29 protein-coding genes are annotated in these 26,033 nt (G+C 44.0%); 7 read left to right on the top strand and 22 right to left on the bottom strand.

The features are described 5' to 3' along the window. Nucleotides 1–24 precede the first annotated feature (24 nt). Nucleotides 25–507 (top strand): VOC family protein, encoded by a 483-nt coding sequence (locus IGJ42_RS15315; RefSeq protein ID WP_005233337.1) that lies wholly within the window; start codon nucleotides 25–27, stop codon nucleotides 505–507. A 161-nt stretch (nucleotides 508–668) separates the two neighbouring features. Further along, complete coding sequence (locus IGJ42_RS15320) at nucleotides 669–998, top strand: SdpI family protein (RefSeq protein WP_016611997.1); 330 nt, start codon at nucleotides 669–671, stop codon at nucleotides 996–998. Between the two features lie 33 nt (nucleotides 999–1,031). Here the strand turns inward: IGJ42_RS15320 and IGJ42_RS15325 are convergent, their stop codons facing one another. From IGJ42_RS15325 to arcA, 8 genes are all read right to left on the bottom strand, one after another. After that, on the bottom strand, nucleotides 1,032–1,727 hold the full coding sequence (locus IGJ42_RS15325; RefSeq protein ID WP_008380162.1) for a YoaK family protein: 696 nt from the start codon (nucleotides 1,725–1,727) through the stop codon (nucleotides 1,032–1,034). Between the two features lie 63 nt (nucleotides 1,728–1,790). After that, nucleotides 1,791–2,306, bottom strand: a complete 516-nt coding sequence (locus IGJ42_RS15330) for a VanZ family protein (protein WP_008380164.1) — start codon at nucleotides 2,304–2,306, stop codon at nucleotides 1,791–1,793. Nucleotides 2,307–2,520: 214 nt separating this feature from the next. After that, nucleotides 2,521–3,027, bottom strand: a complete 507-nt coding sequence (locus tag IGJ42_RS15335; RefSeq protein ID WP_086298764.1) for an arginine repressor — start codon at nucleotides 3,025–3,027, stop codon at nucleotides 2,521–2,523. A 77-nt stretch (nucleotides 3,028–3,104) separates the two neighbouring features. Then, nucleotides 3,105–4,556 (bottom strand): YfcC family protein, encoded by a 1,452-nt coding sequence (locus tag IGJ42_RS15340; RefSeq protein WP_008380167.1) that lies wholly within the window; start codon nucleotides 4,554–4,556, stop codon nucleotides 3,105–3,107. 44 nt (nucleotides 4,557–4,600) lie between these two features. After that, nucleotides 4,601–5,290: a Crp/Fnr family transcriptional regulator gene (locus IGJ42_RS15345; RefSeq protein ID WP_005233329.1), complete on the bottom strand. Its 690-nt coding sequence runs from the start codon at nucleotides 5,288–5,290 to the stop codon at nucleotides 4,601–4,603. Nucleotides 5,291–5,332: 42 nt separating this feature from the next. Then, nucleotides 5,333–6,268 (bottom strand): carbamate kinase, encoded by a 936-nt coding sequence (gene arcC / locus IGJ42_RS15350; protein WP_142437230.1) that lies wholly within the window; start codon nucleotides 6,266–6,268, stop codon nucleotides 5,333–5,335. Nucleotides 6,269–6,285: 17 nt separating this feature from the next. Beyond that, the gene (gene argF / locus IGJ42_RS15355) at nucleotides 6,286–7,305 is read right to left on the bottom strand and encodes an ornithine carbamoyltransferase (protein ID WP_008380172.1); all 1,020 of its coding nucleotides are present in this window, start codon (nucleotides 7,303–7,305) and stop codon (nucleotides 6,286–6,288) included. 19 nt (nucleotides 7,306–7,324) lie between these two features. After that, a complete protein-coding gene (gene arcA / locus IGJ42_RS15360; protein WP_008380174.1) occupies nucleotides 7,325–8,548 on the bottom strand; it encodes an arginine deiminase in 1,224 nt (407 codons plus the stop codon). Between the two features lie 391 nt (nucleotides 8,549–8,939). Here arcA and IGJ42_RS15365 point away from each other — a divergent pair, with 391 nt between their 5' ends. Further along, complete coding sequence (locus IGJ42_RS15365) at nucleotides 8,940–10,745, top strand: M3 family oligoendopeptidase (RefSeq protein ID WP_034872886.1); 1,806 nt, start codon at nucleotides 8,940–8,942, stop codon at nucleotides 10,743–10,745. Nucleotides 10,746–10,792: 47 nt separating this feature from the next. On the opposite strand, the gene IGJ42_RS15370 is transcribed toward IGJ42_RS15365, so the two are convergent. The 9 genes from IGJ42_RS15370 to IGJ42_RS15410 form a co-directional block, all read right to left on the bottom strand. Then, nucleotides 10,793–11,260: a TspO/MBR family protein gene (locus IGJ42_RS15370; RefSeq protein ID WP_005233316.1), complete on the bottom strand. Its 468-nt coding sequence runs from the start codon at nucleotides 11,258–11,260 to the stop codon at nucleotides 10,793–10,795. Nucleotides 11,261–11,386: 126 nt separating this feature from the next. Further along, nucleotides 11,387–12,742 (bottom strand): PTS cellobiose transporter subunit IIC, encoded by a 1,356-nt coding sequence (gene celB, locus IGJ42_RS15375; protein ID WP_008380179.1) that lies wholly within the window; start codon nucleotides 12,740–12,742, stop codon nucleotides 11,387–11,389. A 7-nt stretch (nucleotides 12,743–12,749) separates the two neighbouring features. Next, nucleotides 12,750–13,253 carry a hypothetical protein gene (locus IGJ42_RS15380; protein WP_086332733.1) on the bottom strand — a complete coding sequence of 168 codons (504 nt, stop codon included), beginning with the start codon at nucleotides 13,251–13,253 and terminating at the stop codon, nucleotides 12,750–12,752. A gap of 15 nt (nucleotides 13,254–13,268) precedes the next feature. Continuing rightward, nucleotides 13,269–13,583: a PTS cellobiose transporter subunit IIA gene (locus IGJ42_RS15385; RefSeq protein ID WP_016620318.1), complete on the bottom strand. Its 315-nt coding sequence runs from the start codon at nucleotides 13,581–13,583 to the stop codon at nucleotides 13,269–13,271. 22 nt (nucleotides 13,584–13,605) lie between these two features. Further along, a complete protein-coding gene (locus IGJ42_RS15390; protein WP_430615787.1) occupies nucleotides 13,606–15,630 on the bottom strand; it encodes a BglG family transcription antiterminator in 2,025 nt (674 codons plus the stop codon). A 54-nt stretch (nucleotides 15,631–15,684) separates the two neighbouring features. Beyond that, nucleotides 15,685–16,002, bottom strand: a complete 318-nt coding sequence (locus tag IGJ42_RS15395; protein WP_008380187.1) for a PTS cellobiose transporter subunit IIB — start codon at nucleotides 16,000–16,002, stop codon at nucleotides 15,685–15,687. A 297-nt stretch (nucleotides 16,003–16,299) separates the two neighbouring features. Next, entirely contained in the window at nucleotides 16,300–17,139 is an 840-nt protein-coding gene (locus IGJ42_RS15400; RefSeq protein WP_008380189.1) for a glycosyltransferase family 8 protein, read from the bottom strand. A 222-nt stretch (nucleotides 17,140–17,361) separates the two neighbouring features. Continuing rightward, nucleotides 17,362–17,883, bottom strand: a complete 522-nt coding sequence (locus tag IGJ42_RS15405) for an NADPH-dependent FMN reductase (RefSeq protein ID WP_005233313.1) — start codon at nucleotides 17,881–17,883, stop codon at nucleotides 17,362–17,364. A gap of 35 nt (nucleotides 17,884–17,918) precedes the next feature. Continuing rightward, nucleotides 17,919–18,524 carry an NADPH-dependent FMN reductase gene (locus IGJ42_RS15410; protein WP_005233311.1) on the bottom strand — a complete coding sequence of 202 codons (606 nt, stop codon included), beginning with the start codon at nucleotides 18,522–18,524 and terminating at the stop codon, nucleotides 17,919–17,921. A 201-nt stretch (nucleotides 18,525–18,725) separates the two neighbouring features. On the opposite strand from IGJ42_RS15410, the gene IGJ42_RS15415 reads away from it, so the two are divergent. Together IGJ42_RS15415 and IGJ42_RS15420 are read left to right on the top strand one after the other, a co-directional pair. Continuing rightward, nucleotides 18,726–19,571 carry a MarR family transcriptional regulator gene (locus IGJ42_RS15415; RefSeq protein ID WP_081119242.1) on the top strand — a complete coding sequence of 282 codons (846 nt, stop codon included), beginning with the start codon at nucleotides 18,726–18,728 and terminating at the stop codon, nucleotides 19,569–19,571. 59 nt (nucleotides 19,572–19,630) lie between these two features. Further along, nucleotides 19,631–21,382 carry an ABC transporter ATP-binding protein gene (locus IGJ42_RS15420; RefSeq protein WP_008380198.1) on the top strand — a complete coding sequence of 584 codons (1,752 nt, stop codon included), beginning with the start codon at nucleotides 19,631–19,633 and terminating at the stop codon, nucleotides 21,380–21,382. Between the two features lie 54 nt (nucleotides 21,383–21,436). On the opposite strand, the gene IGJ42_RS15425 is transcribed toward IGJ42_RS15420, so the two are convergent. Further along, a complete protein-coding gene (locus IGJ42_RS15425) occupies nucleotides 21,437–21,802 on the bottom strand; it encodes a hypothetical protein (protein WP_008380201.1) in 366 nt (121 codons plus the stop codon). 163 nt (nucleotides 21,803–21,965) lie between these two features. Between IGJ42_RS15425 and IGJ42_RS15430 the strand changes: the two genes are divergently transcribed. Both IGJ42_RS15430 and IGJ42_RS15435 read left to right on the top strand, forming a co-directional pair. After that, nucleotides 21,966–22,298 (top strand): helix-turn-helix domain-containing protein, encoded by a 333-nt coding sequence (locus tag IGJ42_RS15430; protein WP_005230670.1) that lies wholly within the window; start codon nucleotides 21,966–21,968, stop codon nucleotides 22,296–22,298. 5 nt (nucleotides 22,299–22,303) lie between these two features. Then, nucleotides 22,304–22,780: an ImmA/IrrE family metallo-endopeptidase gene (locus IGJ42_RS15435; RefSeq protein ID WP_034858679.1), complete on the top strand. Its 477-nt coding sequence runs from the start codon at nucleotides 22,304–22,306 to the stop codon at nucleotides 22,778–22,780. A gap of 69 nt (nucleotides 22,781–22,849) precedes the next feature. Here the strand turns inward: IGJ42_RS15435 and IGJ42_RS15440 are convergent, their stop codons facing one another. From IGJ42_RS15440 to phnC, 4 genes are read right to left on the bottom strand one after another with little or no spacing between them, the layout of a single operon-like run. Then, a complete protein-coding gene (locus IGJ42_RS15440) occupies nucleotides 22,850–23,662 on the bottom strand; it encodes a metallophosphoesterase family protein (RefSeq protein WP_016620314.1) in 813 nt (270 codons plus the stop codon). 4 nt (nucleotides 23,663–23,666) lie between these two features. After that, the gene (phnE, locus tag IGJ42_RS15445; protein ID WP_005230666.1) at nucleotides 23,667–24,449 is read right to left on the bottom strand and encodes a phosphonate ABC transporter, permease protein PhnE; all 783 of its coding nucleotides are present in this window, start codon (nucleotides 24,447–24,449) and stop codon (nucleotides 23,667–23,669) included. Further along, nucleotides 24,446–25,225: a phosphonate ABC transporter, permease protein PhnE gene (gene phnE / locus IGJ42_RS15450; RefSeq protein ID WP_008380208.1), complete on the bottom strand. Its 780-nt coding sequence runs from the start codon at nucleotides 25,223–25,225 to the stop codon at nucleotides 24,446–24,448. The genes phnE (IGJ42_RS15445) and phnE (IGJ42_RS15450) overlap by 4 nt, the downstream gene beginning before the upstream one ends. After that, a complete protein-coding gene (gene phnC / locus IGJ42_RS15455; protein WP_005230661.1) occupies nucleotides 25,197–25,988 on the bottom strand; it encodes a phosphonate ABC transporter ATP-binding protein in 792 nt (263 codons plus the stop codon). Before phnC ends, phnE (IGJ42_RS15450) begins: the two co-directional genes overlap by 29 nt. Nucleotides 25,989–26,033: the final 45 nt, after the last annotated feature.

The following is a 26,033-nucleotide window of genomic DNA, read 5'->3' on the forward strand; positions in this document are numbered from 1 at the left end:
AACAAAACCTTAGGAGGAAGTATAATGACAAACACAAACACAGGCTTTTCAATGGTGAACCACGTGGGAATCACCGTCAGCAATCTCGAACGTTCCATCCAATTTTATGAAGCATTAACTGGAAAGAAAATCGCCAATCAAGATACGATCGGTGGCAAACGAATGGCGCAAACGCAAGGTTTAGAGGATACATTGATCAAATACGCCAATCTTCATTTAGACAATCTCAACATCGACCTTTTAGAATACGTCGAACCAAAATCCAACAAAGCTAGCTATTCCAATGAGCAAATCAGTGCCATGCATCTTTGTTTTGAAGTCGAAAATATTGATGAAGCCGTTGCTCGTCTAAAAGCCATCGGGGTTGAACCTGACGGTACCCCAATCGTTTTTGAAGAACAAGATGGTTTAAAAAGCGGCTTCGGGACAGGTGTTGCCTACTTTACAGATCCAGATGGTACCAATCTTGAACTGATTGCACCTAAAGGACCATTTCAACGCGGATAATTGAAAAAGGGATGGCGACTTATAGCGCCCTCCCTTTTTATTTACGCAAAACTATCTATTTTTTCAATAGTTCCCCTTCATAGAACCCTTTACAGCGAGTACAATAAATAGATAATCCTTTTTATTCGCTGATTTTCCCAACAAACCTCGCTTGAAAGGAAGTGATCTCGATCGATATTGGTCTTTTGTTGTTGATTTTTACGGGTATTTTTTTCATCGTCTTCCGGTTCTTTTACCGAGAAGAACCCAATTATATATTCGGCTTTCGCACCAAGCGCAGTACAGCCAGTGTCAGCAATTGGCGTTTTTCCCAGCAGTGGTTCTCCCTGTTGGCGATGCTCTTTCTAGGTGGGGTCATTTTGCTGCAGCGCAACGAGCTGATTGAAGAGAAATTTTACCAGATAGCCGTCCTTGGTAGCTATCTTCTAGCAGCACTGCTGGTAGAAATAGCGCTTTATCTCAAAGATTCACGCGCGAGCACCAAAAAGTAAGACGAAAAAGACATTCCGGGGAATGTCTTTTTTCTATTCTTTATTTTGACTGTGGATCGTGATTCCCAACACCAGGGCTAAAATTCCTGAAACCACCCAGATGGTCCGGTGGAATAAGAAAATTCCTAGCAAGCTGCTTAAAACCGCCCCAAAAAAGAAACCGCCGATGATCAAGGAAATAGAAATGATCTTGGGTGTCACTGATCGGTCCTGCTTAAACCCGCGCAAATACAAGTAATCAGCCAGCGAACGTAAATTGCCAGTGGTCATCGTGGTGGCATAGGGCATCCCTGCCAAGCGCCGATAAGCGGCATATTGAATCGCTGCAAAAAAAGATAATCCGGAATCAACCAGGACATTGGGTAAAGAACGCGCAAAAAAGCCCAGAACCAAAATACCGATTGCTTCAAAGATCAACGCAGCATTTTGCCAAACGATCCAACCACCAGTCGGAAAATGATGCTGCAGATAATTCGTCACCACGATCCCCACTAAAAACATACAGATTGGTGGCAGATACCGAAAGGCTTGTTCAAACTGCCCCGTTGAAAGATTGATCCCTAACAAAATAACATTCCCCGACTGCATGCTCGCAAACACTTCACCGTGAAAGAGATAGGTATAGGCATCTAAAAAGCCGCCAGCCATCGCGAGAAGAACCCCCACCGGCAAACTTTCATGCACGACAAACTCGGTTTTGCCTTTGACACTACTCAAACTTTTTTCCATTGGTTTCGCCTCTTGTTTTTTATACTTTCTAACAGCTTAACGCTTAAAAACGCCGACAACTCGTTATGTTTTGCGGCGTTTAGGTGACTTTTTCGATAACTGACAAATCAACCACCCCAAAAGAACGGCGGTCAGTGCTCCAGCTGAATCCAGCATGACATCTTGAAAAAGCGGCGTCCGTCCTCCCGTCAGCATTTGATGGTATTCATCGATCCCAGCATAGCCGGTAGCTGCTAACCAAGCAAAAAAAGCGGCTAGCCAATACGGCGTACGGCGATATACGAGAACGAAGAACAGACTGCCCCCTAAGACAAAATAGGTAAAGAAATGTGCGCCTTTACGAATGAAAAATTCCACAAATGAGAAATAGCCTTTTTCCGCAATACTGATCTCCGAACCAGCATAGGAAAAAGAAATCTTCTCTAGCCACTCTTTCAATGGTTCATTTTTTAAGATTCGTGAAAGCAACCCGATTTGTGATTGCTGCTCATAGGTTTGTGAAGAACTGATAAAGAGGATGACCATAACCGCAAGTGCGATACAAAAGTAAAAATTCGGTTCTTTCAGTAATTTTTTCATAGTTTTCACTCCTCATTTTCCTATCTTACCATTTTCATTTGGTGATGCAACTGTTTTTCCAGCAAACCGTGGTGACATTGCACACACAAAAAGAGTGCTTCCGTGAAGATTAGAAGCACTCTTTCTTTTTAAAAATAGCCATCGGTATGAAAAGCCGTCACCCGTTTGGTCGTGAGATTTTGGGGCTTGTGACGTTCAGCTCCTTCAACGATTCTCAGGGCAGTTTTGCGTTTTTTTCTCCAGTAAACAATGACGAACCCATCTCGTAGCCTTCTACATAATGGTTCAACCGATCGACCACCTCTGCTGCCGCTTCTTGTGACGGCGTGATGATCAATAAAATATCAAACCCTGCAATCGTGCCTACAATTTCTGGTAGCTCCATTTCATCAAGATAATTGGCGATCACATCGGCGCCGTTTTCAGCCGTATGAACGACAACTAAAAAGTCAATCTGCGTAATCTTTTTTAGGTACTCATACATCGAAAACGCAATTCTGTCTTCTAGATCCTGCTCTTTGGATTCAAAGATCGAATAATACGGCCGACCGTTTTTGGCATACGTTTTAGCGATGTTCATTTCCCGCATGTCTCTAGAAATCGTGGCTTGGGTAGCTGAAACATTTTCTTTTTTTAATAAATTCATCAATTCTTCTTGAGACTCAATCCGATGTAGGACAAAGAGTTTTTTGATAATTGCTTGTCGCTCTTTTTTTTTCATTTACTTGATCCGCTCCTCTCAAGTCGCCTCGCTTACTGAAATAGTTGATCCGTCTCGTTCACATCTTGAAACGTAGCTTACAAGAACAACATTGAGAAGATTAAAATGGCAAGATTGGAAATTCCGATAACCAGTAACGGTTTGCGCATAAAGCGGGTCCAAGTGGAATAGTTGACCCGAGCCAGCTCCAATCCCCCCATCACGACGCCAGAAGTTGGTGTGATCAAATTCACTAATCCGCAACCAGCAGTAAAGATCATCACCATGACGTTCGGATTGAGTCCGATGCTTTGCGCCAAGGCCCCCATGATCGGGATCGATACATACGCTAGTCCGGAAGTCGATGGAATCAAGAACGATAAGAGCAGATACAAAATGTAGGCGCCAATCACAAACAGGACAGGTGATAGACCTTCTAAAAGATGGGAAGCCCGATCCAAAATAAACAGATCCAAGTACGTCGTTTGCATAATGTAGGAAGCACCCCGTGCCACAACGATGATCAAGACAACGGATAAAATGTCTTTGACCCCATCGATAAAGTTGGTCACGATTTCTTTTTCTGAGAATCCTTGAATCAACGCAATGATGATACTGATGTAGAAGAACCACATGGCCAAATCACCAAAATACCATTCACCGAAGCTATTGCCGGTCAAAAAGGCGGTCCAACCGTCAAACACATGGATATCAAAGTCGCCCCAAGGAATCAAGGAAACCACCATGATCACAAAGGATAAACCAAAAATCGTCAAAATCAGGCGATGTTTTTGCGTAAACACCAAGGCTTCGTTCGTGTCTTTGACAAAATGTTCTTCCATTTCTTTTTGCTCTTGCAGCGATAAGATCGTGGAGCCTTTGTCGGCTTTGACTTTTTTGGCATAAGACATCACCACAAAGATACAGTATGCGGTCGTGACTAACCAAAGCAATGCCCCGACTACTAAGATCGTGCCATTGTTTGGGGCAATATCGATGCTTCGCAAGGCATCCATCGCAACGCCGGTCGCAAAGGGATTGACGGTGGAGCCAATCACGCCGGCACCAGCACCCAGCATAACGGTTCCTGCTGCGACGATCGTATCAAAACCTGATGCCACCATCGTTATTGCTAATAAGGAATAAAAAGGAATCGTTTCTTCCGCCATTCCATAAGTGGAGCCGCCGATCGAAAACAAGATCATTAAAATCGGAATCAAAATCAACTCATTGCCTTTGAGTTTTTTGACCAAATGCTGAATCCCGGCTTCCAAAGCGCCTGTTCGCGTGACGATATTCAAAAAACCACCCAAACAGAGAATAAACACACAGATCTCGATCGCATCACGAAATCCGTTAAAAGGCGCCATAAAGAAATCAGAAAACTTGGCACCCACCACTTGGCTGACCATCTCTTCTTGGCCTGCTGGTAAAGAAGGCGCAAAAGGCTGCCCTGCTAAGAGCCAGGAAGCGACCGTCAAGGCGATAATGATCAGAAATAAGATACTGAATGATGTCAGCGACTTTTTTTCTTTTTGCTTTTTTTTCATCTGTGTTCCCCCTTTTTTGAATCGATCCTATTTGCTGCCAGCCATTACTTGGCAACATGAGAAAAATAATCTTGGTCATAAATAATGAGTTCTTTGTAGCGATAATAAATCTTTCTTTTATGCACGAGCGCCTTGAGCGTTTGACTGACTGTCTCTCGCGTCGTTCCACTGTACTTGGCTATATCATTGATAAAAACTGGAAAAGGGATGCGAATCTGCTCACCTTGTGTCTGCCCATGCTCGATCATCAAAAGACCAATCGTATTAACGACTCTTGTTTGCGCGCTGGAGGTGACACAATACTCGACACGGCGTCTTTGCTTTTCCAACTGCCGGCTCATTTGCTGATTGAGCCACAGCAACTGACTTGTAGACGAAACGACTAGCGGTTCAAACAGTGACATCGCTGCAAACTGCACGACAATGTCTGTTGCAGCGAATGCCGATACATCATAGTTGTCTCTTTCAAACAAGCCAATCAAAGGAAATAACTGATCTGGCCCAACAAAATCTACATAACAATAGGAATCAGTTCCGTCGGTCTTTTCGATCCGTACAAGTCCTTCTATCACAAGGAATATCCGATCTCTTACGTCGCCTTCATAAAAAAGCACTTGACCTTTTTTGTACGTACGGCAGTAAATATGCTCTTTCAAACGCTGCTGATTTTCTTCTTCCAGCCATTGAAAGCTGTTCGCTCTTGTTGATGGATCTTTTATTTGGTGGTCGATCATTTTTCTCACTCCAATGTTTTGGGTCTTGCTTTGCTGCTTCGCTTACTTCCAGGTGATCTGCGTGCCAGCATCATCGATAGCTGCCAGCTTGTCTAAAGAAGTAATCACTGCCCGTTTTTCCGCCCCCATTTTGACAAAGTTCAAAGCGGCTTGTACTTTCGGCAACATACTACCTGGTGAAAAATGGTCTTCATCGACATAGGTTTCCAATTCCGCGGCGGTCACATGATCCAACCACTGCTCACTTTCCTTGCCAAAGTTCAAAGCGATTTTTTCTACGCCCGTTAAAATGATCAGCTGATCCGCATCGACTAATCGAGCCAATTTTTCAGAAGCAAAATCTTTATCGATCACGGCTTCAACACCCAGGCCATTGTCTAGCACGGGAATGCCGCCGCCTCCTGCACAAATGACGATCGTGTTTTGTTCAATCAGCGCTTTGATGCTGGCAACTTCTTGGATCGCTTGTGGTGCAGGACTAGCCACGACTTTCCGCCAGCCACGACCAGCATCTTCCCGGTAGATGGCATCTGAAGCCGCCATGGCTTCTTTGGCAGCCGTTTCCGTTAAGAACGGCCCGATTGGTTTTGTCGGATGGGCAAATGCTGGATCTTGGGCATCGACTGTAATTTCCGTGACCACAGTCACCACCGGCTTCGCTATTTGTGCTGCTTTCAACTGGATTCTCAGCTCATTTTGCAACCAATAGCCAATACTGCCTTGGGTCATGGCGACACAGGTATCTAAAGGCATTGCTGGGTTTTTGCTAGAATCGCTCGCTTGCTGCTGCAAAACCAGGTTTCCCACTTGGGGACCATTCCCATGAGTAATGATCAAATTGACGTCTTTTCGGATCAAGGGAATCAGATAGTCCACGGTCTGTTTGAGTCGTTCTTTTTGCCCTTTGGCACTGGCATCTTCTGCTAAGATGGCGTTGCCGCCAAGGGCGACAACGATCGTTGGTTTCTTTTCACTCATCTGCTCACTGCTCCTTCTCACACTCTAGGAATAAATAGATCGCCTAATGTTACTGCCATGATCGCTTTGATCGAGTGCATCCGGTTTTCAGCCTCTTCAAATTGACGACCCCAGTGACTACGGAAAATATCGTCTGTGATCTCCATTTCAGAAATGCCAAATTTTTCTTCGATCATTTTTCCATACGTCGTATTCGTATCATGGAACGCTGGCAAGCAGTGCAGCACGATCAAGCCATCGTCTTGTTTTCCGGTGGCCATCACCATTTCGCGGTTGATCTGGTAATCTTTCAACAGCTTCACCCGCTCTTCGAACTGGTCTTCTTCCCCCATTGACACCCAAACATCGGTATACAAGACGTCTGCATCTTTGACGCCTTTTTGGATATCATCTGTTACCATCAACTGACTGCCAGATTCTTTAGCAAATTTGTTGGCATAGTCTGTCACTTCTTGCGCTGGGAAAAGTTCTTTTGGTGCACAGATACGAACGTTGACCCCTAAAATTGCCCCCGTCACTAACAAACTATTCGCCATATTGTTCCGGCCGTCGCCCACATAAACTAGCGTAATGTTTTCCAAGGTGCCGAAGTTTTCTTTGATGGTCATAAAGTCAGCGATCATTTGGGTTGGGTGCCATTCATCGGTTAAGCCATTCCAAACAGGAACACCGGAGAATTTGGCTAAATCTTCAACGACTTGTTGACTGAATCCACGAAACTCAATACCGTCAAACATGCTGCCTAAAACTTTTGCTGTATCTTCGACAGATTCTTTTTTGCCTAGCTGAATATCATTCGCGCCTAAAAATTCTGGATGGGCACCAAGATCGATGGCAGCTGTCGTAAAGGCCGCCCGTGTCCGAGTCGATGTTTTTTCAAACAAAAGGGCAATGTTCTTGCCTTCTAAATAACGATGAGAAATATTTTGTTTTTTCAATTGTTTTAAATAGATTGAAAAATCAATGAGGTATTCTAACTCGGCTTTCGTAAAATCTTTTTCTGCTAAAAAACTTCTTCCTTTAAATACTTGTTCCATCGATGATTCCTCCTCTGATTTAAATATCTTCTCTAACAAATGGCATGCTCATGCAACGAGGACCGCCACGACCACGAACCAATTCACTGCCGGAGATTTTGTGCAATTTGATACCGGCTTCTGCCAACTTCTGATTGGTGATGGTATTGCGGTCATATACGACGACTTCGCCAGGTGCGATCGTCAAGGTATTGGAACCGTCATTCCATTGTTCCCGAGCTGCTGCAATCAAATCACTGCCGCCGCAACGAATCAATTCAACCGTATTTAGTTCTAGATAGCGACATAAAATATTTTCCAACGTGTCCTTTTCTTCTTTGATCGTCACCCCATCACCTGCTCGTGAGATTGAATAAACCGTCAGCTCTCCTTCGATTTCTGGATGGATCGTAAACTTGTCATGATCGACCATTGTAAATACCGTATCTAAATGCATGAATTTGCGCTCTTGACCAATGTCAAACGCTAGAACATACTCAAAGCTTGGCTCATTTTCGAACACTTTGCGGGCCAGCTGCTCAATCGAAGCGGCATCCGTTCGTTGCGAGATACCAATCGCCAACACATGTTTTGACAGAACTAATTCGTCGCCACCTTCGATGCGGGTTGGTTGAGCGCGATCATAAAGCATATGAGGCGGATTTTGCTGGAACATTGGATGATGAGCAAAAATATATTTGCCGTATAACGTTTCGCGCCGTCTTGTTTCTGAATACATGCGATTCAAGGATACTCCGTTACCAATCGTCGCAAAGGGATCTCGTGTAAAATACAAATTTGGCATTGGATCGATCAGAAATGGGTATTGATCATCCACGGTCCCAGCGAGGCTCTGGGTATTTGGCAGCTCCAGTTCATTTTTGGCTAAACCAGCCATAGTTTTGTCGATCAGTTCCCGATCATTGTCACAAGACATAAAATAATCCGTGACTTCTTTGATGATCTCAGAACTTTGGATTGTAGTTTCCGCTAAATAATCCTTGAGAAATTGCTGTTTGATTTCTGGTGACGTGAGCGATTCAGCAGCTAAATCTTCTAGATACAACACCTCCACATCATTTTGACGTAGGACTTCCGCAAACCGATCATGTTCTGCTCTGGCTTGTTCCAAAAAAGGAATATCATCAAATAGCAGGCGGTTCAAATGATCAGGAACAAGGTTCTCCAATTCCCGACCAGGGCGGTGAAGCATGACTTGCTTCAATCGTCCAATCTCTGAAAAAACATGAATAGCATTTGGCATTTTTCTTCCTCCTTCTTCTGTTTACACCTCTATGCTACCTAATTGTATACGCTTTCGCAGTGGTATATTTCGTGTTCTTTTCGCAAAGGATTTGGCATTATGCATGAAAAAGCGAATATCGCTCATCAGGCGTTTTTTTACTCGCTGTTTTTTTTCATATGTAATATTTATCCATCGATTTTTTTCTAAGAATTTGATGAGGATGTGATAGTTTTTTTATTTTTGACGTTTTTCCGCCCTATCAATAGATCAAGGAGTTATACATTCCATTTTTTGTTTTTGGTACAGTTTCATCAAGAACCCTTATTTCATAAGGATTCTGATGGTTGCGACCAAATTTCGTTATGCTATACTTAATAAGATCGAAGGAAAAGAAAGGGGTTTGATAGGAATGACCTATTCAATCAATTGGAATCTGGAAACAATCTTTCCGGGAGGCAGCGATTCTGTTCAATTAAAAGAACGCATGAGCCAACTGGAAGAACAAATTGCAAATTACCGAACAACAGTCGATGCATGGTCGCCCAACAGCGAAGACGATGCAGCAAAATTAGAAGAGTTACTTGATTTATCCGCAACTATTAGTCAAGGATTTTCACAATGCGGCAGCTTTATCAATGCCTTGCTTTCAGCGAATGTCAATGACAGCAAAGCCAAAATCCTGACGGGTGACCTCTACGCAAAATTGCCAGCACTGCAAGCAGCACAAACCGTTTTCTCGAAAAAATTGACAGAAATTTCTGAGGATGATTGGACAGCACTAGTTAAAGCGGAAAACTTAGCACCTGTCGCTTTTCGTTTAAGCGAGATTCGCCGCGACGGCAAAGAATTGTTATCCGAAGCAGAAGAGACCATCATCAACACTTTAAATTTAGATGGCTTGAATGCTTGGAGCCAACATTACGATACGATCGTTGCCTCGATCGAAATTCCTTTCCTTCAAGAAGACGGCACGACGATCAAGTTTTCAGCTGGTCAAGCCTTCAATAAAATGATGGGTGATCCTGATCCGGAAGTTCGTGCGCGTTTATTCGACACTTGGGAAAAGACGTGGGCAGAAAAAGAAGACCTCTTTGCGGATACCTTGAACCACTTAGACGGTTTCCGCCTTTCTACCTTCAAACTTCACGGTGTCACTGATTACTTGAAGGAACCATTAGAATACAATCGTCTGCAAAAAGCGACATTGGATGCTATGTGGGGCACAATCCAAAAGAACAAACAGCCAATCGTTGATTTCTTGACTCGCAAAGCCCAGCTTTTCGGCAAAGAAAAAATGGAATGGCAAGACCAAGATGCGCCAATCATCCTTGGGGACATGGAAGAAAGAACCTACACCTTTGATGAAGCAGCTGACTTTATTTTGACCAACTTCCGTAAGTTCAGTCCGAAAATGGCTGACTTTGCCCAAGTTGCTTTTGAAAAAAGCTGGATCGAAGCAGAAGATCGTCCCGGCAAACGTCCTGGCGGCTATTGCACCAGCTTGCCAGAAACCAAAGAGTCACGTATTTTCATGACCTACAGCAATTCAGTCAACGAAGTAGCGACGCTTGCCCATGAGCTAGGTCACGCGTTTCACAGCAGCGTTCTTTGGGAGCTGCCAGAATTAAACCGCAACTATGCCATGAACGTTGCCGAAACAGCAAGTACCTTTGCTGAATTGATCGTTGCTGATGCAACCCTCAAAGAAGCAACGACAAAAGAAGAAAAAATCAATCTATTGGATGCTAAAATGCAAAATGCGATCGCGATGTTCATGAACATCCACGCACGTTTTATTTTTGAGAACAGCTTCTATCAAGCTCGTCAAAAGGGCTTGGTTTCAGCGGAACAAATCACGGAAATGATGACTGCGGCGCAAAAAGAAAGCTATGCGGATGGGTTAGCGACTTATCACCCACATTTCTGGGCAGCCAAATTGCACTTCTTTATTGACGATGTGCCGTTCTACAACTTCCCTTATACCTTTGGTTACCTCTTTAGTATGGGGATCTACGCGTATGCCAATGAAAAAGGGTCTAGCTTTGAAGAAGAATACATTGCTTTATTGCAAGATACTGCTTCAATGACGACGGAAGAACTGGCGCAAAAACACCTTGGTGTCGATTTAACGAAACCAGACTTCTGGCAAGCAGGGATCGACATGGTCCTAAAAGATGTTGCCAGCTTTATGGAATTGACTGAAGACTATATCTAAAAGAAAAAACCCTCTTCCAACAAGACGCTTGGAAGAGGGTTTTTCTATCAGGCATTCAATAAAGTTAAGCCAATCGTTAAGTAGCCGGCGTATAAACACCAAATCAAATAAGGAATAAACAAGTACATCGCTTTTTTGTCGATGCGAGCAAAGAGGATCATACAAATAATCACTGATAACACTAACAAGACAATAATGACCGTTCCTGCCCAGTAAGCATTCCAGCCAAAGAAAACGATACTCCAAAAGAAGTTTAATACTTGCTGGATCGCAAAGAAGATGTAGGCATTCTTTTTAAGCGCTGGATTGACTTTGGCGACGATCAACAGATACAACGCCGTTCCCATAAAGGCATACAAAATCGTCCAAACGATCCCAATGATCCCGCCAGGAGGGGCTAAAAAGGGTTTTTCCATTTGCGCATACGTTCCGGCAATGTCCCCTGCAAACAAACTCGAGATGATTCCTGTTGCTTCAATGCCGATCACACAGACCAGCCAAATTAAAAATTTCATGTTCTCCACTCCTTCTTTTTTTCATAACTCACTAGTTTCATCGTACCATCGAATCGAAAAAAAGCAGAATAGAACGCTTAAAAAAAGAAACGGCCGTGTGGACGTTTCTTTCTTATTCCTTTCGATTTATGCTGCTTGTTCCCCTTCTTGGGCTTCTTGCTTGACTAGGCCTGCGTCATAAGAACGAGCGAATGGGAAGTAGATCAAAAAGGCAACGCCTGCACATAAGAAAGCACAAACTGCGGCTTTCCAATCGCCTCCACTTCCAATAAATGCGCCGATGCCGATTGGAGAAGGCCATGGCATTTGGGCGATCATCGGTCGAATGATTTCCAATTCGATCGCAAAATAGGCAATCGATGCGGATGCCATCGGTGCTAAGAAAAAGGGAATCGCTAAGAAAGGATTATAAATCAAAGGAATCCCGAAAATCAACGGCTCGTTAATATTGAATAATGCTGGAATGATCGAAGCTTTTCCTAACACTCTTAATTGTTTTGATTTCGCCAGATAAACCAAGAATAAAGCGAGACCTAGCGTTGCCCCTGAACCACCGACGGTCACATACGCATTGTTAAACTCACCAGCTAATGCAAAATTGGCGCCCTCAGCATTGGCTGTCAAATTGCCTAAGGTGATTGGCGTCAATACAGAAAAAATGATATTTGCGCCATGAATCCCTACTAACCATAATGCACTGACTAAAAAGTAAATCACCATCAAACCTAACCAACTGTTGGTCAAATTGGTAACAAACCCAAAAGGTACCGCAATGATTTGGAAAATATCCGTTCCTGCTGCAACTAATGCGCCATTGATGATAAGAACCGTGAAGGCCACAACAAAGGCGGGAATCAATGCTGTAAAGGCACGGGCAACCCCTAATGGGACTTCTTCAGGCATTTTGATGACCCATTTTTTCGTCACACATAAACGGTACAACTGAACGGCCAACACCGCCATAATGATACCGGTAAATATCCCGGTCGTTCCTAAACGCTCCACCCCGTCGCCACCGATCGCCCAGCCATTGATGATAGCATTTTCTTGATCGGTGATCCGTGACATGTTGCCATCCACAATCATCAATTGTGGGATCGACATGAAAAAGGCAAACATCGATAATAACGCCCCACTCATAGGCGCAAGATCCAACTCTTCTTCTTCCGCATAGATCTTGGTGTATTCATAGCCGAGAACGATACAAAAATATAATGCCAAAAGTCCCATTGTCGTGCTGTTTGCCAGCATATACAATTCACTGACTCTGAAAAAAGTATTATTGAAGAAATCTTCTAAAAAGGTAAAGGTCTGCGGCAATACATTGATAACTAAAAACATCGAGCCAACGATCGTAAAAGGAATCGAAGCCATCCCAGCAGCCATGATGGCACGTACGATTTTGAACTGTGCCACTTTTCCTAACGGTCCCATGACGGCCGTTTCTAAGAGACTGAACAACTTGCTATTTGATTGTTCCATAATGTAACTACTTCCCTTCAATGAGTTTTTGGTATTCTTTAATATATCCATAATACGTATCTTTTTTGTGACGGATCTTATTCACACGCTGCAAACATAGCGCAGCTAACGTTAGCCCCACACTAAGCCAGAGTGTAAGAATGCCTCGATTGTGCAGTGTATTATCAAGAAAAGGAAAAACGAATGAAAACAGAGGAGAGAAGAAACAAACGGCGCATAAAAGGAGATTCATCGTCAGTTGACAAAGATAAAACAAGCGCGTCCACCGCAGTTTTTCTGCTATTTGCTCTGAGTGGCTGCCATAAAGGCGCACGTATTCTCCAATTGCCGAAATAGCCAAAACCAACAGCGCCAGCGGAAGAATCAGGAGTAGGGCATTGCTGGCCATCGCAGCCAATAACCAATAAAGATTTGCAAAGAAAAACACTGCTAATACATACCTTAGAAATAAAAAGCGATTAAACCGAAAATTTTTTTCTGCCATTTTTTTCTGTTGTTCTTGATTGGTCATTTGTTCCCTTCCTTTCTACCGCTCTCGCTGGTATAACGCCAGCATTTCAATCGCCACTTCTCGCAAAGTCATCGTTGTCATTAGATGATCTTGTGCATGGACCATGATAATCTCCATGTCGATTTTTTCGCCGCTGGCGTATTCTTGTAATAAGCCCGTCTGTGCTTTATGGGCCTCTACTAGTGCTTCATTTGCTTGATCCAGTTTTGCTTGTGCTGCTTCAAAAGTTCCTTGGCGCATCTCTTGGAATGCTTCATGAACGATTGTCCGAGCATCCCCGCTGCTAAGAATGATTTGAAAAGCGGTCTCTTGTAATTTTTCTGATTCCATTGTTCTTTCTCCCTTACATGTGCTATATATGTGCTTCTAGGTGATACCCAATAAAACATTTCATAAAATGTTCAAAATCACCACTTGCTATGAGTGCATCTTTAAATGATTCATCTTCAATGATCGGTACTAACAGTTGGCTGATTTTGTTCAATTCTAATTGCCCCAATCGATCAGGGGAAAGTAAGAAAATCAGCTGGATCTGGTCATGCTCGTCATCCCATTTTATGCCTTGTTTTAGTATAGCAACGGCCGCATAAGCATCATTGGTGATCGGTTCAATGGGGTGCGCCACCGCCAAATGATCCGAAAAAGCTACTGAGCTATAGGCTTCTCGTAAAGCAAGCTGCTTGCCTAGCGCTTCTTTCACTGAACGTTTTTCCAAGCCTTCAATTTTCGTCAGCAACTGATCCATAACAGTTGCTTTGTCAGTCTCTTCCTCTATCAGCAGAAAAAGTTCTGAGCGAAAGCTGGTCTCAATCAATTCCCGCTCCTTGTCAGATAAAGATTTCGGCTGTTGTTTCAGTATGCTACCATACTGTTTTTTGATTTTATACTGCTTCAACTGGCGATTGATTTTTTGGATATCTTTTTTATCTAAAAAAACACTGACGGTGACGATGGGGATATTTAGAACCACATCTGGTACTTTGATGGATGAAATGATCAAATCGATCCCTGCTAGTTTTTGTTCACTGATTTCGTAATAGCTGATCATATCTTCAATCACGATTTTTGAACCAAGTTCGTGTTCCAAACGATTTTTTAACATTTGCGAACTACCAATTCCTGTTGCACAGATCACTATGACCTTGGCTTTTTGTTGATTCGCTAAGCGTTCCATCGCAGCAGTTAAATGGATCGTCAAATAGGCAAGCTCTCCTTCGGTCACTCTATAGGGGGCAAAGAAGGGAACATCAGAAAAATGCCGAATCGTTAACTGAAAAAAGTCACTGTAATCTTTTTTGATGGTCTCTAGCAAAGGATTCTCCATACTCGTACCGTTATTCAATCGTTGCAATAAGGGGGTGATATGCATCATCAGCCCTTCTATCAACAGTGGATCTTCGACTAAGCAAAAGCCGGTTTCTTGATCGATTTTATGCAAAACAGCTAACAGCTGTTGTTTCACCTCGTTATCATCTAAATCGATCTGTTCACGGATAGTTTCGGAAACTAGTTTGTTTTTTAAGTGAATGGCGATATAAAAAGCCTCTTCTGGCGGCAAAGCAATGCTCATCTGTTGGCGAATCTTCTCAACGATCTCTATAGCCGACTGGTATTCTGCTTCTTGTTCCAATTCAGGATCCTGCGGATGCAGCTGGATCTCAAAGCCCGACTGCAGCCGTTTTATCGCTAAGCCTATATGCAGGACGATCGTGTAGATCATAAAATCAGAGAGTTTCAAAAAGTATTTACGGCAGGTGTCCAAGACGATGATCACGATCTCCTCGATCGCTATCCCCTCTAACAGATGTTTGTACATTGAGAATGCATAAAGATTGTCTTGCAGGCGATTCATGAAAAAGTAATTCATGATGAAATGCCGCAGACTGTTTTCAGATCCTTCAACATAAATGCCTTGGCTGGTTCGATGTTTCAACTCGATCGTATAAGGCTTTAATAATTGCTTGATTTCAACGATATCATTTGAAATCGTCGAGCGCGAAACACATAGATCCGCTGCTAAATCATCAACAAAAACGGGCTTATGCCCAAATAACAATTGATTTAGCAAAAAATATTGCCGGTCATTGGCTTCATTGATCGTGGTTAGATCGTCAGCTGTTGGCCTGAGATTGGTCTTCTCTGAATAAAACAGATCAAAGGAACGCTGGTCCGTGATGTTCAAGCGATACCCCTGTCCTTGCTTGGCACAAATTTGACCAAGCTTATGGTTCTTCAGGATAAGACCCAGACCTTGAAGGTACTTGCGAGCAGTCCGATCCGAGACCCCCAGTTGATTTGCGATCTGTTTGCTGCTAGTGTATGTGTTGCGGTTTTGGTAGAGCATCTTTAGCATGATGATTTCTTTTTTACTCAACATTATTCATCAACCTTTTTCATCAACCTATTTTCATCTAGCTACTTGTTTGAACTGCTATTTGATATTTTGTTCTACCACAGCAGCTAATTTTTCAATACCCATCGGTATCGGAACATAGGCTTGGGGCGGAATATTTACGATGGGTCGTTGGTACTTGATGGCAGCTTTTTCAAGATTCGCAAAGTACATCTTAGTTTGAGGGCTGACTAAGTATAGGTCGTATTCATCTTTGGCGATCGTGGCTGCTCCTTGAGAGGCAGACGTTGCATCTAGTTCAATTTCTTTTCCTCGCTCTTTAAAATATTCCGTCGTTTTTTTGGCAATGACCGATGAAGACATACCGCCTGCACAGATGATTAATGCTTTTTTCATATAGTTTTCCTCCTTAACGAATACACTCATTTTCACTATCTATGTTCAGTAGCTGCTAAATAGTGGTGTAGTACTGATTTTCCTTACGTTGAATAAATCAGTTGCTCACCTGATTTAGCATGGCAATGGGTTGATAATGTCATCATAATAGATAGCGCTTTCTTTTTGAACACAAGGTGTTTCCTTATCGATGCGGAAGCAAATTAGATGCGTCTACTTGATTTTACAAGAATTCCCTTCAAAAAATGATCGAAAAAAAAGCTTTACCTGTCTTTTGTCCAAGTAAAGCTTTTTTAATCATACGCTCTTTGATTGTTCCTCTTCAAACTTCCGCCGTTCATTTTCTACATATTTGTATAACGAACCGTAGCGGCTGCGATAGCCTTTCTTCCATGGTTTCTCTTTGCCGCAAAAATGCAGCAAAACGGTATGTTCGATGACCCAATCCAAACTCCATTCCCCTAGGCTGATCGTCTCATACGTACGGTTTTTCCGTACATCATAGTTATAGAGCTGATCAGGAATCGCCAGCACCCGATCACCATATAACCCATTTAAAATATCTTGATCCGGCAAAAAGAGGTTCAAATGATTTTTCTCAATGAAGGCTGCGATTTCTGTTTCTTTGACCTCTTGCCGTAGCTGGTGCACATTCATCAGCAAGACACCTGAATTATAGTAGCCTTCTGACTCATAATTGCGCAAACGGACTTTATTGATGACCGTCGTCACTTCTGTCAGCTTGGAATGACTGGCAGCGGCATACAGAAAATCCCCTAACGTCAGCTCATACAAGGGGCGCAAATCATTGATGCACAAAATATCCGCATCCAGATACAGGATTTTTTCCACCTGCTGCGGCAAGTAATTTTGTGCCAACAATCGATAGTAGATTGATTCTGGGTAGCGGTCACTAACTGGTGCCGTTTTAAAGATCGAACCAGAACCGATGATGACGGGATGATAGGTCATCGCCAATTTTTGACAAAAGACCTCTAGCTCTGCACCTTGCCTCAATTCTTTTTCTTGTAAGACATAGACATCGAAAGATGCTGCTGTCGTATGGCGTTTGATTGAATATAACGTTGTTTTTAATTGTTCACTGAATCGATCATCAATCGCAAAAAGTAGATTCATGCTCTTGTTCACTCCTCTGTTACTGGATGCACTCGTTGGGCAAAAAATCGAACGCAGTTGCCCGCATCTTCTGTTCTTCTAGTATACCCGATTTTTAGTCATTCTTTCAGTGAAATAGCCTTTCCAGTGAAAACCATTCCTTGGAAACGCAAAAAAATGCTGCTCCATTCAATGAATGAAACAGCAAATGATCGATGATAAATGGTGACCTCCTAAAACAGATCAGCGAATCGTGGCAAAAGCTTTTGACCACAACAACAATTCATCCAGCATGTCATTGACACCTGCAGCCATGTGCGCACCGGGTTTGAAGGTACTGAAATTTTCAAAATCTGTGAAGAGATTGAAGGCTGGGTTAGTCCGCACGGTGGCAACTTTTTGTTCAGCTAAAACGTTACGCAATTGTTCAGCGGCACGAATCCCACCGCCAGAACCATAACTGACGATCCCAGCTGCTTTATCAAACCATTCTTCCCGTGCAGAGTCTACGGCATTTTTCAAGGAAGCCGCAAAACCGTGGTTGTATTCTTGTACGATGAAGATATAGCCATCTAATTCAGCGATTTTTTTGTTCCACGCCATGTTTGGCTCAGCCGTTCCCATAAACGGTAAATCAAATGCCTTTACATCAACGATCTCAAACTGATGCTCTGACCGTTGAGTAGCAATTTCTTGAATATATGCTCCGACTTGCGGACTTACGCGTCCTTCTCTTGTACTGCCTAAAATAATACCAAATTTCATGATAGGTTCCTCCTAAGATTGTTTTCGTTTGTTTTTTAACGATTGGCAAATGTGTCTGCCCAGTCCAGTAATTCCGTCAACATATCGTTCATTCCTGCCGTCATATGTTCGCCAGGAGTAAAGGTGGCAAAATTTTCAAAATCAGTAAATAAGTTGAAGGCTGGATTAGTGCGCACCGTGGCTACTTTTTGTTCCGCCAAAATCAAGCGAACTTGCTCAGCGGCCCGAATACCCCCTGCTGAACCATAGCTGACGATTGCTGCTGCTTTGTTGAACCATTCCTCGCGGGCGCTGTCTAACGCATTTTTCAAGGAAGCCGATAGCCCATGATTGTATTCTTGTACGATGAAGATATAACCGTCTAATTCAGCGATTTTTTCATTCCACGCTTGGTTCGCTTCGCCTGTACCCATAAAGGGCAAGTCGTAGTCTTTGATATCAATGATTTCAAATGAGCGGTCGCTATGTGCTCGTGCTGTTTGTAAAACGTAATTGGCTACTTGCGGACTCACGCGGCCTTCTCTCGTGCTGCCAACGATGATTCCGATTTTTTGCGCTTTTTTCTTTTCCGGAGTGCGATACACCTCTTTAATTACTTCTTTTTCAATTATTTGTTCTTTTTTCCCAAATCCAAAGACCATTCTTTTGTACTCCTTTTATTGTGTTTTCTTTAACGATGGACTCAGCATATCAAACTTACTTTTAGTAAGTCAATCATTTTGCTTACTTTTTGTTAGAAAAAAATCCCAGCTACTTCCTCTTGACATTCGTTCGGCACCGAACTATAATCAACTCATCGATATCATTAGGTACCGAACAATAATTCAAAAGGAGTGTTCTCAATGAGTACAATGACCGATCACTTAATGAAACAGCTTCGTTTTATCAGCGAAGCCAGCAATGCTTTTATGAGTCAAAATAACCAACGCCTTTCTGGACAGCAACGCGTCCTAGCCGTTTTAAATTTAGAAGATGGCTTGGTGCAAAATTACCTCGCAGAAGTTTTAGATTTACGGCCAAGTTCCTTGGCAGAACTATTGAAGAAAATGGAAAGCAGTGGGGATATCCAACGCAAAGAAGATGCAGCCGACAAAAGGATCAAACGAATCTTTCTGACAGAGACTGGACGAAAAAAAGCAGAAAAATTACTGGCACAAAAAGAAGCCGCCAGCAGTCAAACGTTTTTTGCTGGGTTAACAGAGGAAGAACAAACCGAATTTGCTCGTCTGCTTGAAAACATCGCCGCTGGGTGGGAAGCTGACTTTCAGCAACAGACGCAACGCTTTATTGACCCGATGGATCGTCTACAAGCTATGCAGGAGATCCGGGAACAGATGATGAAGCAATGGGGTGGAAATTGGCAGGAAATGACGAATGACGATCGCCGAAAAATGAAGCAACAAATGAAAGATACTTGGCAAGATATGGGCGCTGACGAGCGGCGTCAAATGAAAAAGCAGATCAAAGAAGCCATGCGGCAAATGCCATTTCCTGGACACCGCGGCATGTTTGGCAATCGGTCATTTGGGCCATTTGGGCCATTTGATAGTAGCGAGGCGAATGATCCACGGGACACATGGGGAAAAGGCAACTTTTTTGATGCCTACGGGTTTGGACAAGACCGCAAAGCAAGACCTGATTCCGCTTCTAAAGACGAAGCAGCCGAAGATGATTGGCAGGATTTCTAATAGCACCTAATGAAAAAGAAAAAGCTGCAGGACATCTTGCTTGTAGCGGAGGAAAACGAATGGAAACAACGACACCAACAGTGAACAAAAACAAATTTAAAATGAAAGACTTTATCCACCTGATCGTCAGTGTCAATCCCAAGAAAGGCTTGTTTCTTTTAGGGATGCTCTTTAGCCTGATCACGAGTGCCGCCAGTTTGGTCGTGCCGCAGCTGACGAAAACGCTAGTCGATGCCAGCGGCACCCCCACGTTCAGCACCTCCATGCTGGTCGTTTTGATCCTAGCCTTTGTGCTGCAATTAGGCGTAGGCACTTTAGGCGGCTTTCTCTTGCGCTATGTGGGAGAAAGTGCCGTGAAAACATTACGAGAACGTCTTTGGAAACATCTGCTGCATTTGCCAGTCAGCTATTTTGATGACCATAAGTCGGGGGAAAGCAGTTCGCGACTCGTTAATGATACTTCCGTGATCAAAGAACTAGTCACCTCGCAATTTCCCAGCTTTGTCACTGGCTTGATCCAATTGGTTGGTTCGATGATCATCTTGTTTTTGATGGATTGGAAGATGGCGGCGATCATGTTCAGTGCGGTGCCTTTGATCACCTTGATCATGTGGCCGATCGGCAAGATCATGTCGAAACTAGGACGCCAACTACAAGCAGCGACTGCCGATTTCAATGCGGATGCCAGCGAAAAACTCTCAGAGATCCGTTTGATCAAAGCCAGCAACGGAGAAGCTAGTGAACAAGAAAACGGTCGGCGCAACATTGGGGCAATCTTTACCCTCGGGGTCAAGGATGCGAAAGTTAGTGCGATTTTGCAGCCAATCATGACGACGGCAATGCTGGGATTACTCGTAGGAATCCTCGGTTATGGCGCGATCCGTGTCCAAGCCGGCACCTTGACGAGTGGCGCATTGATTGCTTTTCTACTGTATCTCTTTAATATTATTGCGCCTGTGACGACGTTTGCGATGTTCTTTTCACAAGTCCAAAAAGCGATGGGTGCTACGGAACGGATCCAAGAAATTTTGGATACGCCGCTGGAGCCGATCCAGGCAGCACCCAAAGCCGCTATCGACGGCGCAGTCCTACGGGCAGAACAGATCGATTTCAGTTACGATCCCAAACGGCCGATTTTGCAAAACATTTCTTTTGAAGCCAAACCCAACACCGTGATTGCTTTTGCGGGACCAAGCGGCGGCGGAAAATCCACGATCTTCGCTTTACTGGAACGCTTTTATGAACCCACCAGCGGGCGCTTGCTGATTGGTGAACAGCCGATAGCTGACATTGATCTGCAGGACTGGCGGGCACAGATCGGCTATGTTTCCCAAGACAGTGCGGTCTTTGCCGGTACGATTCGGGAAAACTTGCAATACGGATTAAGCCGAACACTGTCAGAGGAGGAATTGTGGCAAGGACTGGCATTGGCTTATGCCGATCAGTTCGTCCAAGAGTTCCCCGAAAAACTAGAAACACAAATCGGCGAACGCGGCGTCAAACTATCTGGCGGGCAAAAACAACGGATCGCCATCGCACGAGCATTCTTGCGAGACCCCAAGCTGCTGATGCTCGATGAAGCGACCGCCAGCCTAGATTCTCAGTCGGAAGAAAAGGTCCAGCGGGCGTTGGATCATCTAATGGAAGGGCGCACGACATTAGTGATCGCCCATCGCTTGTCGACCATCGTGGATGCCGATCAAATCTACTTTATAGAAAAAGGTACCATTACCGGTCAAGGTACCCATGCAGAATTGATCAACAATCACCCGCTTTATGCTGCCTACGTGAATGAACAAATGATCAATTAAAGAATAAAAACTAGAAAAAAAACTGCTTATTGATGGATAAGCAGTTTTTTTCTATTAGCCAACGGCTGAATGTTGCTTCTCTTCACGCGCCACAGGCACTTGATTCCCTCGCTGTAATTCTTTCAGCACCTGGTTTTCTGCCCGCAAAAAATCCCGTTCGCTTTGGGCAGTAGCAAGCTTTCCTTGATAGACCAAGACTTCTTCTTGGTAGGTTTTGGCGGTCTTTTGGACTTCTTCTTCTAACTGATCGATTTTATGGGTCAATTCTTGATTGATCTGTTCATATTTTAGGTAAAGCTTTTGGGCATTTTCGATATTCGTTTGTTCCAAATTCGCTTTGCTGGATACTCGGGTAGCCAAATAAGTAAGTACACCAGTAATGAGTGACGGCAAGACAACTGTTACGATCGATGTATCCATGATCCTCCCCCATTCTTTTTGATACGATTCATATCATCTGTTTCCAGTATAAAAGATACGATTCGTATCGTCAACTGATGTGATATTTTTTATATCAAATAATACAAAAATAGATACAAATTATATCCAACGTGCTATACTACAAAAAAGGAGGCGATCACTCATGCTTGGCGAACGGCTAAGAACACTCAGACTACGAACCAACCAAACCCAACAGCAGATCGCAGATCAGCTAGGGATCACCCGCGCAGCGTATTCGCATTTCGAAAATGATCGTAACGAACCCGATGGCGAGACCATCGTCAAACTCGCGGAGATTTTTCAAGTATCCACCGATTTTTTATTAGGCAGACAAGTCCCGGCAGGCTTTACGCCGCCCTCTGCAAAAGTTCAAACCGTTGCGGCCCATATTGATGATGACGTCACCGATGAGCAGATGGAAGATATCCTCAGCTACATTGAATTTATAAAACAGCGGCACGCCCAAAAGGAATGATGGAAATGGATAAAGTAGAAGAACTGATGGCCGCCTACCCAGACTTGCACTTTATTTTCGATAAAAATATGCCTGATGGTCAGCAAGGATTGTACATCGATCACCATATTTACTTGAACCCTGACCAATCACAAGAAGACCTCTTGAGCACCATCGGTGAAGAAATCGGTCATTATTTGACCAGTGCTGGCGACATTACCGCCCAAGACACCAACGAAAAACGCAAACAAGAACGCAAAGCCCGTGACATTGGTTCTGCGATCGTGGTCACGCCCTATGATATCATCGCTTGTTTTGAAGAAGGCTGCAAAACGTTGGCGGCATGCGCTGATTTTTTAGGTGTCCCCCCACAAACCTTCAAAGACGCAGTCACCTATTATGCTCGCCGCTTTGACGGTATCAAAACCGAAGAAAACTATACCTTGTTTTTCCATATCGACGGCACGATTGAAGTTGTCAAAACCTTTGGCAATCAAGGTTAAGCCTTTTTTGCACAAAAACAGACGTTCCTTTCCTGCTGCTAAATTCAGCGTTGACGGAACGTCTGTTTTTTATCCTTGCATGTTGACCCGCATCAATACGCGGTTCGGTCGATAGTTTTCTGAGGATTGATGAACCAGCGCGCCTTCCTCAAAACGATACAAATTGTATCCATAGCGTTCTTCAAAACGGACCATCCCCTCGCCTTCATCTTCCCCGACAAACGACATACTTGCCACAGTATAGTAAGGAATCCCTGCGATCGTTCCCGTAAATGCATGATGGGTATGTCCACTGAGAATACAAGAGATCTGATACTGCTGCAATAATGCCACCAAACGATTGGCACCGGCCCATGCCGGCGTGCTTGCTTGATAAGGCAACAAATGATGGTGCGTCACAAAGATGATCTTTTTCTCTTTGAGCTGCGCCAGCGTGGCTTGCAGCCATTCAAACTGTCGCTCATCTACGATACCGTCGGCATAGCCGTAACAGGAATTATCGAAAGTCACGACCGCCAATGTCTCCGTTTCATAGACTTGATTAAAAGGTGTATCACTGGCCGTTTCTACTGACTTGCCTTGCCAGCCTTGGCGAAAATGCCGTTTAATATCATGATTGCCTAGCGTTACTACGATCGGCACTGAGCCAAAGGCTTTTTCTAGATAATGCTTCAAAGAGGCATAATCGGCAGGCGCGCCATCTTCGGTCAAATCACCGCTGATCACCACCAAATCAATCGCCCCTCGCGCCTTGGCATCTTGGATACACTCTTCAAGAGGAATCAAGGGATTTTGCATAGCTGCCAGCATTCCTTGATACCCTTCTTCACAAGGCAGGTAACTTTCTCGAAAATGGATATCTGATATATGCAATACATTCATAGGTTTATCTCAATTTCTTTCTGATGATTCCAGTCAACTGGTCTAATAAGAAGACGGTCACAACGACGCCCAACAAAATAATACTTACCTTGCTCCAGGTTCTGGTTTGAATAGCAAAAATCAATGGTGCACCGATCCCGCCGGCACCGACTAACCCTAACGTTGCCGCACTGCGGACCGCAATTTCAAAATGATTCAACGCAAAGGAACTATAGATGGGTGCTAAATAAGGAACCCGCACGAAAAACATCGTTTGCCAAAAGTTGGCACCGACTGCTTGCATCTCTTCCGTCAAGCGCTCATCCATGGCTTCCATTTCTTCCGTGAACAGCTTGCCCAGCATACCGATCTGGTGGACACCGATCGCCATAACCCCAGCGAAAGGTCCCGGACCTACCACACGGACAAAAATAATCGCATAAACTAGCTCTGGAAATGCCCGCAAGATATTGCAGATCATTTTGCCGATCTTCGCGACCCACGGCGCAGAAGACCATAGGTTGGCGGCACTCAGCAAGGTCACCGGTATCGCGCAGACTGTTGCGATCATCGTTCCTAGACAAGCGATCCCGATCGTCAGTAACAATAAGCTCCACAGATCCTCCCCGCTACCGTCGTAAAAGAAAGACCAGTCTGGCTGACTCAGCCCTTGCAGGACATCTCTTCCCATCGCTAAGGAAAAAGTACTCAATCCGGAATAATCCAGCGTCGCTGCGGATAATGCCAGTAAGATAGCAAAGAGTCCCCATAACAGCCAAGTCGTTTTCTTCACTTCTCTGATCATCATAGGAATGACCTCCTTACCCGCTCACTTAGAAAATCAACGATCGCTACCGTTAACAAAATCGTCAAGATAATGATCGAGACCCGTTCATAATTCAACAATGCCAATGAGGCGTTCAAGATGACCCCGATCCCGCCGGCACCAACATATCCTAACACCGTCGAAGCTCGAACATTGACTTCAAAGGCATAAAAAGTATAGCTGGCAAACTGGCTGATGACTTGAGGTATGATCGCCCAAACAGTCACTTGAAATTTATTTGCCCCTACCGCCGCCGCTGCTTCGATTGGCGCAAAATCAATGGTTTCGATCGCTTGGAACATCAGCTGTGAAACCATCCCAAAGGTAAAGACCGCGATGGTCAAAACACCAGTGGCTTCACCGATCCCAAAAATCGCTACGAACAATGCCGCCAACAATAAATTGGGGATCGTCCGCACCAGACCTAAGAGAAAACGCATCGGCACAGAGACCCACCGGCTTTCTGTCACGACTGTCGTCGCCAACAGACTCACCGGTATCGCTGCGACTACTCCTAAAACGGTGCCTAAAAAGGACATCTGCAATGTCTTGATCAAGGGCATCATCAGTTGTGGTAAATAACTAAAATCCGGATGCAAAAAGCGAGCCATGAAAGCCGTCATCTGGCTTCGATTCGACCACACTTGGGCAAAATCAGCCCCCGTGATCCAGGCACTGCTTTGAAAAAAGAGCAGCAATAAAAGAATCAGCAGCAGGTGTTTGTACCAATTAAAATGAACTGTTTCTTTCAGTTTCATCGATTTCTCCTGCCTTTTCTTCAAAAATTGCTTTCCCATAGATTTGTTCTAAACGCTGATCCGTCAAAGCGGCTGCGTTGCCGTCAAAAACGATTGCACCTGCTTTTAAGGCAATGATCCTTGTCGCATACTGACGAGCCAAGGGAATCGAATGCAGATTGATGACAATCGTTTTGCCCATTTCTTGATTGATCTTCTTCAGATCCTCCATCACTTTCTCTGTCGTGATGGGATCTAGCGATGCCACGGGTTCATCTGCTAAAATCACTGGTGCTTGTTGGACCAAGGCACGGGCGATGGATACCCGCTGCTGTTGCCCACCACTCAACTGGTCGCTTCTCGTTTGCAGTTTGTCTGACAAGCCGACAGTCGCTAGTGCTTCTTTCGTTCTTTCGTAGTCTTCTTTCGTAAACAACCCTAAAATACTTTTCCATGTCCCGTAATACCCCAAACGACCAGATAGCACATTCTTTTGGACAGTACTACGTTTGACCAAATTGAAGCTTTGGGAGATCAATCCGATTTGTCGGCGAATCAAGCGCAATTCTTTTTTATTGGCTTTCGTGACTGATTTGCCATCTACCCGGATATCTCCTTCAGTGATTGGCACTAAGCGATTGATCGAGCGCAAAAAGGTACTCTTACCAGCACCGCTCAAACCAATGATTGCCACAAATTCTCCTTGTTCAATCGTTACATCTATGTTCTGTAATCCTTTGACCCCATTCGGGTAGACTTTGGATACATTCTCAAAAGTTATCATCTGTCTTCTCCATTATGTAGGGACCGCGGCAAAGTTTCCCCAATC

The sequence above is a fragment of the Enterococcus sp. DIV1067f genome (assembly GCF_050543505.1).
Lineage (GTDB): Bacteria > Bacillota > Bacilli > Lactobacillales > Enterococcaceae > Enterococcus_D > Enterococcus_D entomosocium.

What these genes read in the sequence shown, in the direction of transcription:
- IGJ42_RS15340 (WP_008380167.1), bottom strand. Translation starts at nt 4,556, where the DNA reads ATGAAAAAAAAGCAAAAAGAAAAAAAGTCGCTGACATCATTCAGTATC.
- IGJ42_RS15365 (WP_034872886.1), top strand. Translation starts at nt 8,940, where the DNA reads ATGACCTATTCAATCAATTGGAATCTGGAAACAATCTTTCCGGGAGGC.
- IGJ42_RS15420 (WP_008380198.1), top strand. Translation starts at nt 19,631, where the DNA reads ATGGAAACAACGACACCAACAGTGAACAAAAACAAATTTAAAATGAAA.
- IGJ42_RS15330 (WP_008380164.1), bottom strand. Translation starts at nt 2,306, where the DNA reads ATGAAAAAATTACTGAAAGAACCGAATTTTTACTTTTGTATCGCACTT.
- IGJ42_RS15345 (WP_005233329.1), bottom strand. Translation starts at nt 5,290, where the DNA reads ATGATCGACCACCAAATAAAAGATCCATCAACAAGAGCGAACAGCTTT.
- IGJ42_RS15385 (WP_016620318.1), bottom strand. Translation starts at nt 13,583, where the DNA reads ATGGAATCAGAAAAATTACAAGAGACCGCTTTTCAAATCATTCTTAGC.
- IGJ42_RS15380 (WP_086332733.1), bottom strand. Translation starts at nt 13,253, where the DNA reads ATGACCAATCAAGAACAACAGAAAAAAATGGCAGAAAAAAATTTTCGG.
- IGJ42_RS15435 (WP_034858679.1), top strand. Translation starts at nt 22,304, where the DNA reads ATGGATAAAGTAGAAGAACTGATGGCCGCCTACCCAGACTTGCACTTT.
- phnC (WP_005230661.1), bottom strand. Translation starts at nt 25,988, where the DNA reads ATGATAACTTTTGAGAATGTATCCAAAGTCTACCCGAATGGGGTCAAA.
- IGJ42_RS15390 (WP_430615787.1), bottom strand. Translation starts at nt 15,630, where the DNA reads ATGTTGAGTAAAAAAGAAATCATCATGCTAAAGATGCTCTACCAAAAC.
- IGJ42_RS15410 (WP_005233311.1), bottom strand. Translation starts at nt 18,524, where the DNA reads ATGGTCTTTGGATTTGGGAAAAAAGAACAAATAATTGAAAAAGAAGTA.
- IGJ42_RS15415 (WP_081119242.1), top strand. Translation starts at nt 18,726, where the DNA reads ATGAGTACAATGACCGATCACTTAATGAAACAGCTTCGTTTTATCAGC.
- IGJ42_RS15425 (WP_008380201.1), bottom strand. Translation starts at nt 21,802, where the DNA reads ATGGATACATCGATCGTAACAGTTGTCTTGCCGTCACTCATTACTGGT.
- phnE (WP_008380208.1), bottom strand. Translation starts at nt 25,225, where the DNA reads ATGAAACTGAAAGAAACAGTTCATTTTAATTGGTACAAACACCTGCTG.
- IGJ42_RS15400 (WP_008380189.1), bottom strand. Translation starts at nt 17,139, where the DNA reads ATGAATCTACTTTTTGCGATTGATGATCGATTCAGTGAACAATTAAAA.
- IGJ42_RS15440 (WP_016620314.1), bottom strand. Translation starts at nt 23,662, where the DNA reads ATGAATGTATTGCATATATCAGATATCCATTTTCGAGAAAGTTACCTG.
- IGJ42_RS15325 (WP_008380162.1), bottom strand. Translation starts at nt 1,727, where the DNA reads ATGGAAAAAAGTTTGAGTAGTGTCAAAGGCAAAACCGAGTTTGTCGTG.
- arcA (WP_008380174.1), bottom strand. Translation starts at nt 8,548, where the DNA reads ATGCCAAATGCTATTCATGTTTTTTCAGAGATTGGACGATTGAAGCAA.
- argF (WP_008380172.1), bottom strand. Translation starts at nt 7,305, where the DNA reads ATGGAACAAGTATTTAAAGGAAGAAGTTTTTTAGCAGAAAAAGATTTT.
- IGJ42_RS15430 (WP_005230670.1), top strand. Translation starts at nt 21,966, where the DNA reads ATGCTTGGCGAACGGCTAAGAACACTCAGACTACGAACCAACCAAACC.
- IGJ42_RS15405 (WP_005233313.1), bottom strand. Translation starts at nt 17,883, where the DNA reads ATGAAATTTGGTATTATTTTAGGCAGTACAAGAGAAGGACGCGTAAGT.
- celB (WP_008380179.1), bottom strand. Translation starts at nt 12,742, where the DNA reads ATGGAACAATCAAATAGCAAGTTGTTCAGTCTCTTAGAAACGGCCGTC.
- IGJ42_RS15315 (WP_005233337.1), top strand. Translation starts at nt 25, where the DNA reads ATGACAAACACAAACACAGGCTTTTCAATGGTGAACCACGTGGGAATC.
- IGJ42_RS15395 (WP_008380187.1), bottom strand. Translation starts at nt 16,002, where the DNA reads ATGAAAAAAGCATTAATCATCTGTGCAGGCGGTATGTCTTCATCGGTC.
- IGJ42_RS15370 (WP_005233316.1), bottom strand. Translation starts at nt 11,260, where the DNA reads ATGAAATTTTTAATTTGGCTGGTCTGTGTGATCGGCATTGAAGCAACA.
- arcC (WP_142437230.1), bottom strand. Translation starts at nt 6,268, where the DNA reads ATGAGTGAAAAGAAACCAACGATCGTTGTCGCCCTTGGCGGCAACGCC.
- IGJ42_RS15335 (WP_086298764.1), bottom strand. Translation starts at nt 3,027, where the DNA reads ATGAAAAAAAAAGAGCGACAAGCAATTATCAAAAAACTCTTTGTCCTA.
- phnE (WP_005230666.1), bottom strand. Translation starts at nt 24,449, where the DNA reads ATGATGATCAGAGAAGTGAAGAAAACGACTTGGCTGTTATGGGGACTC.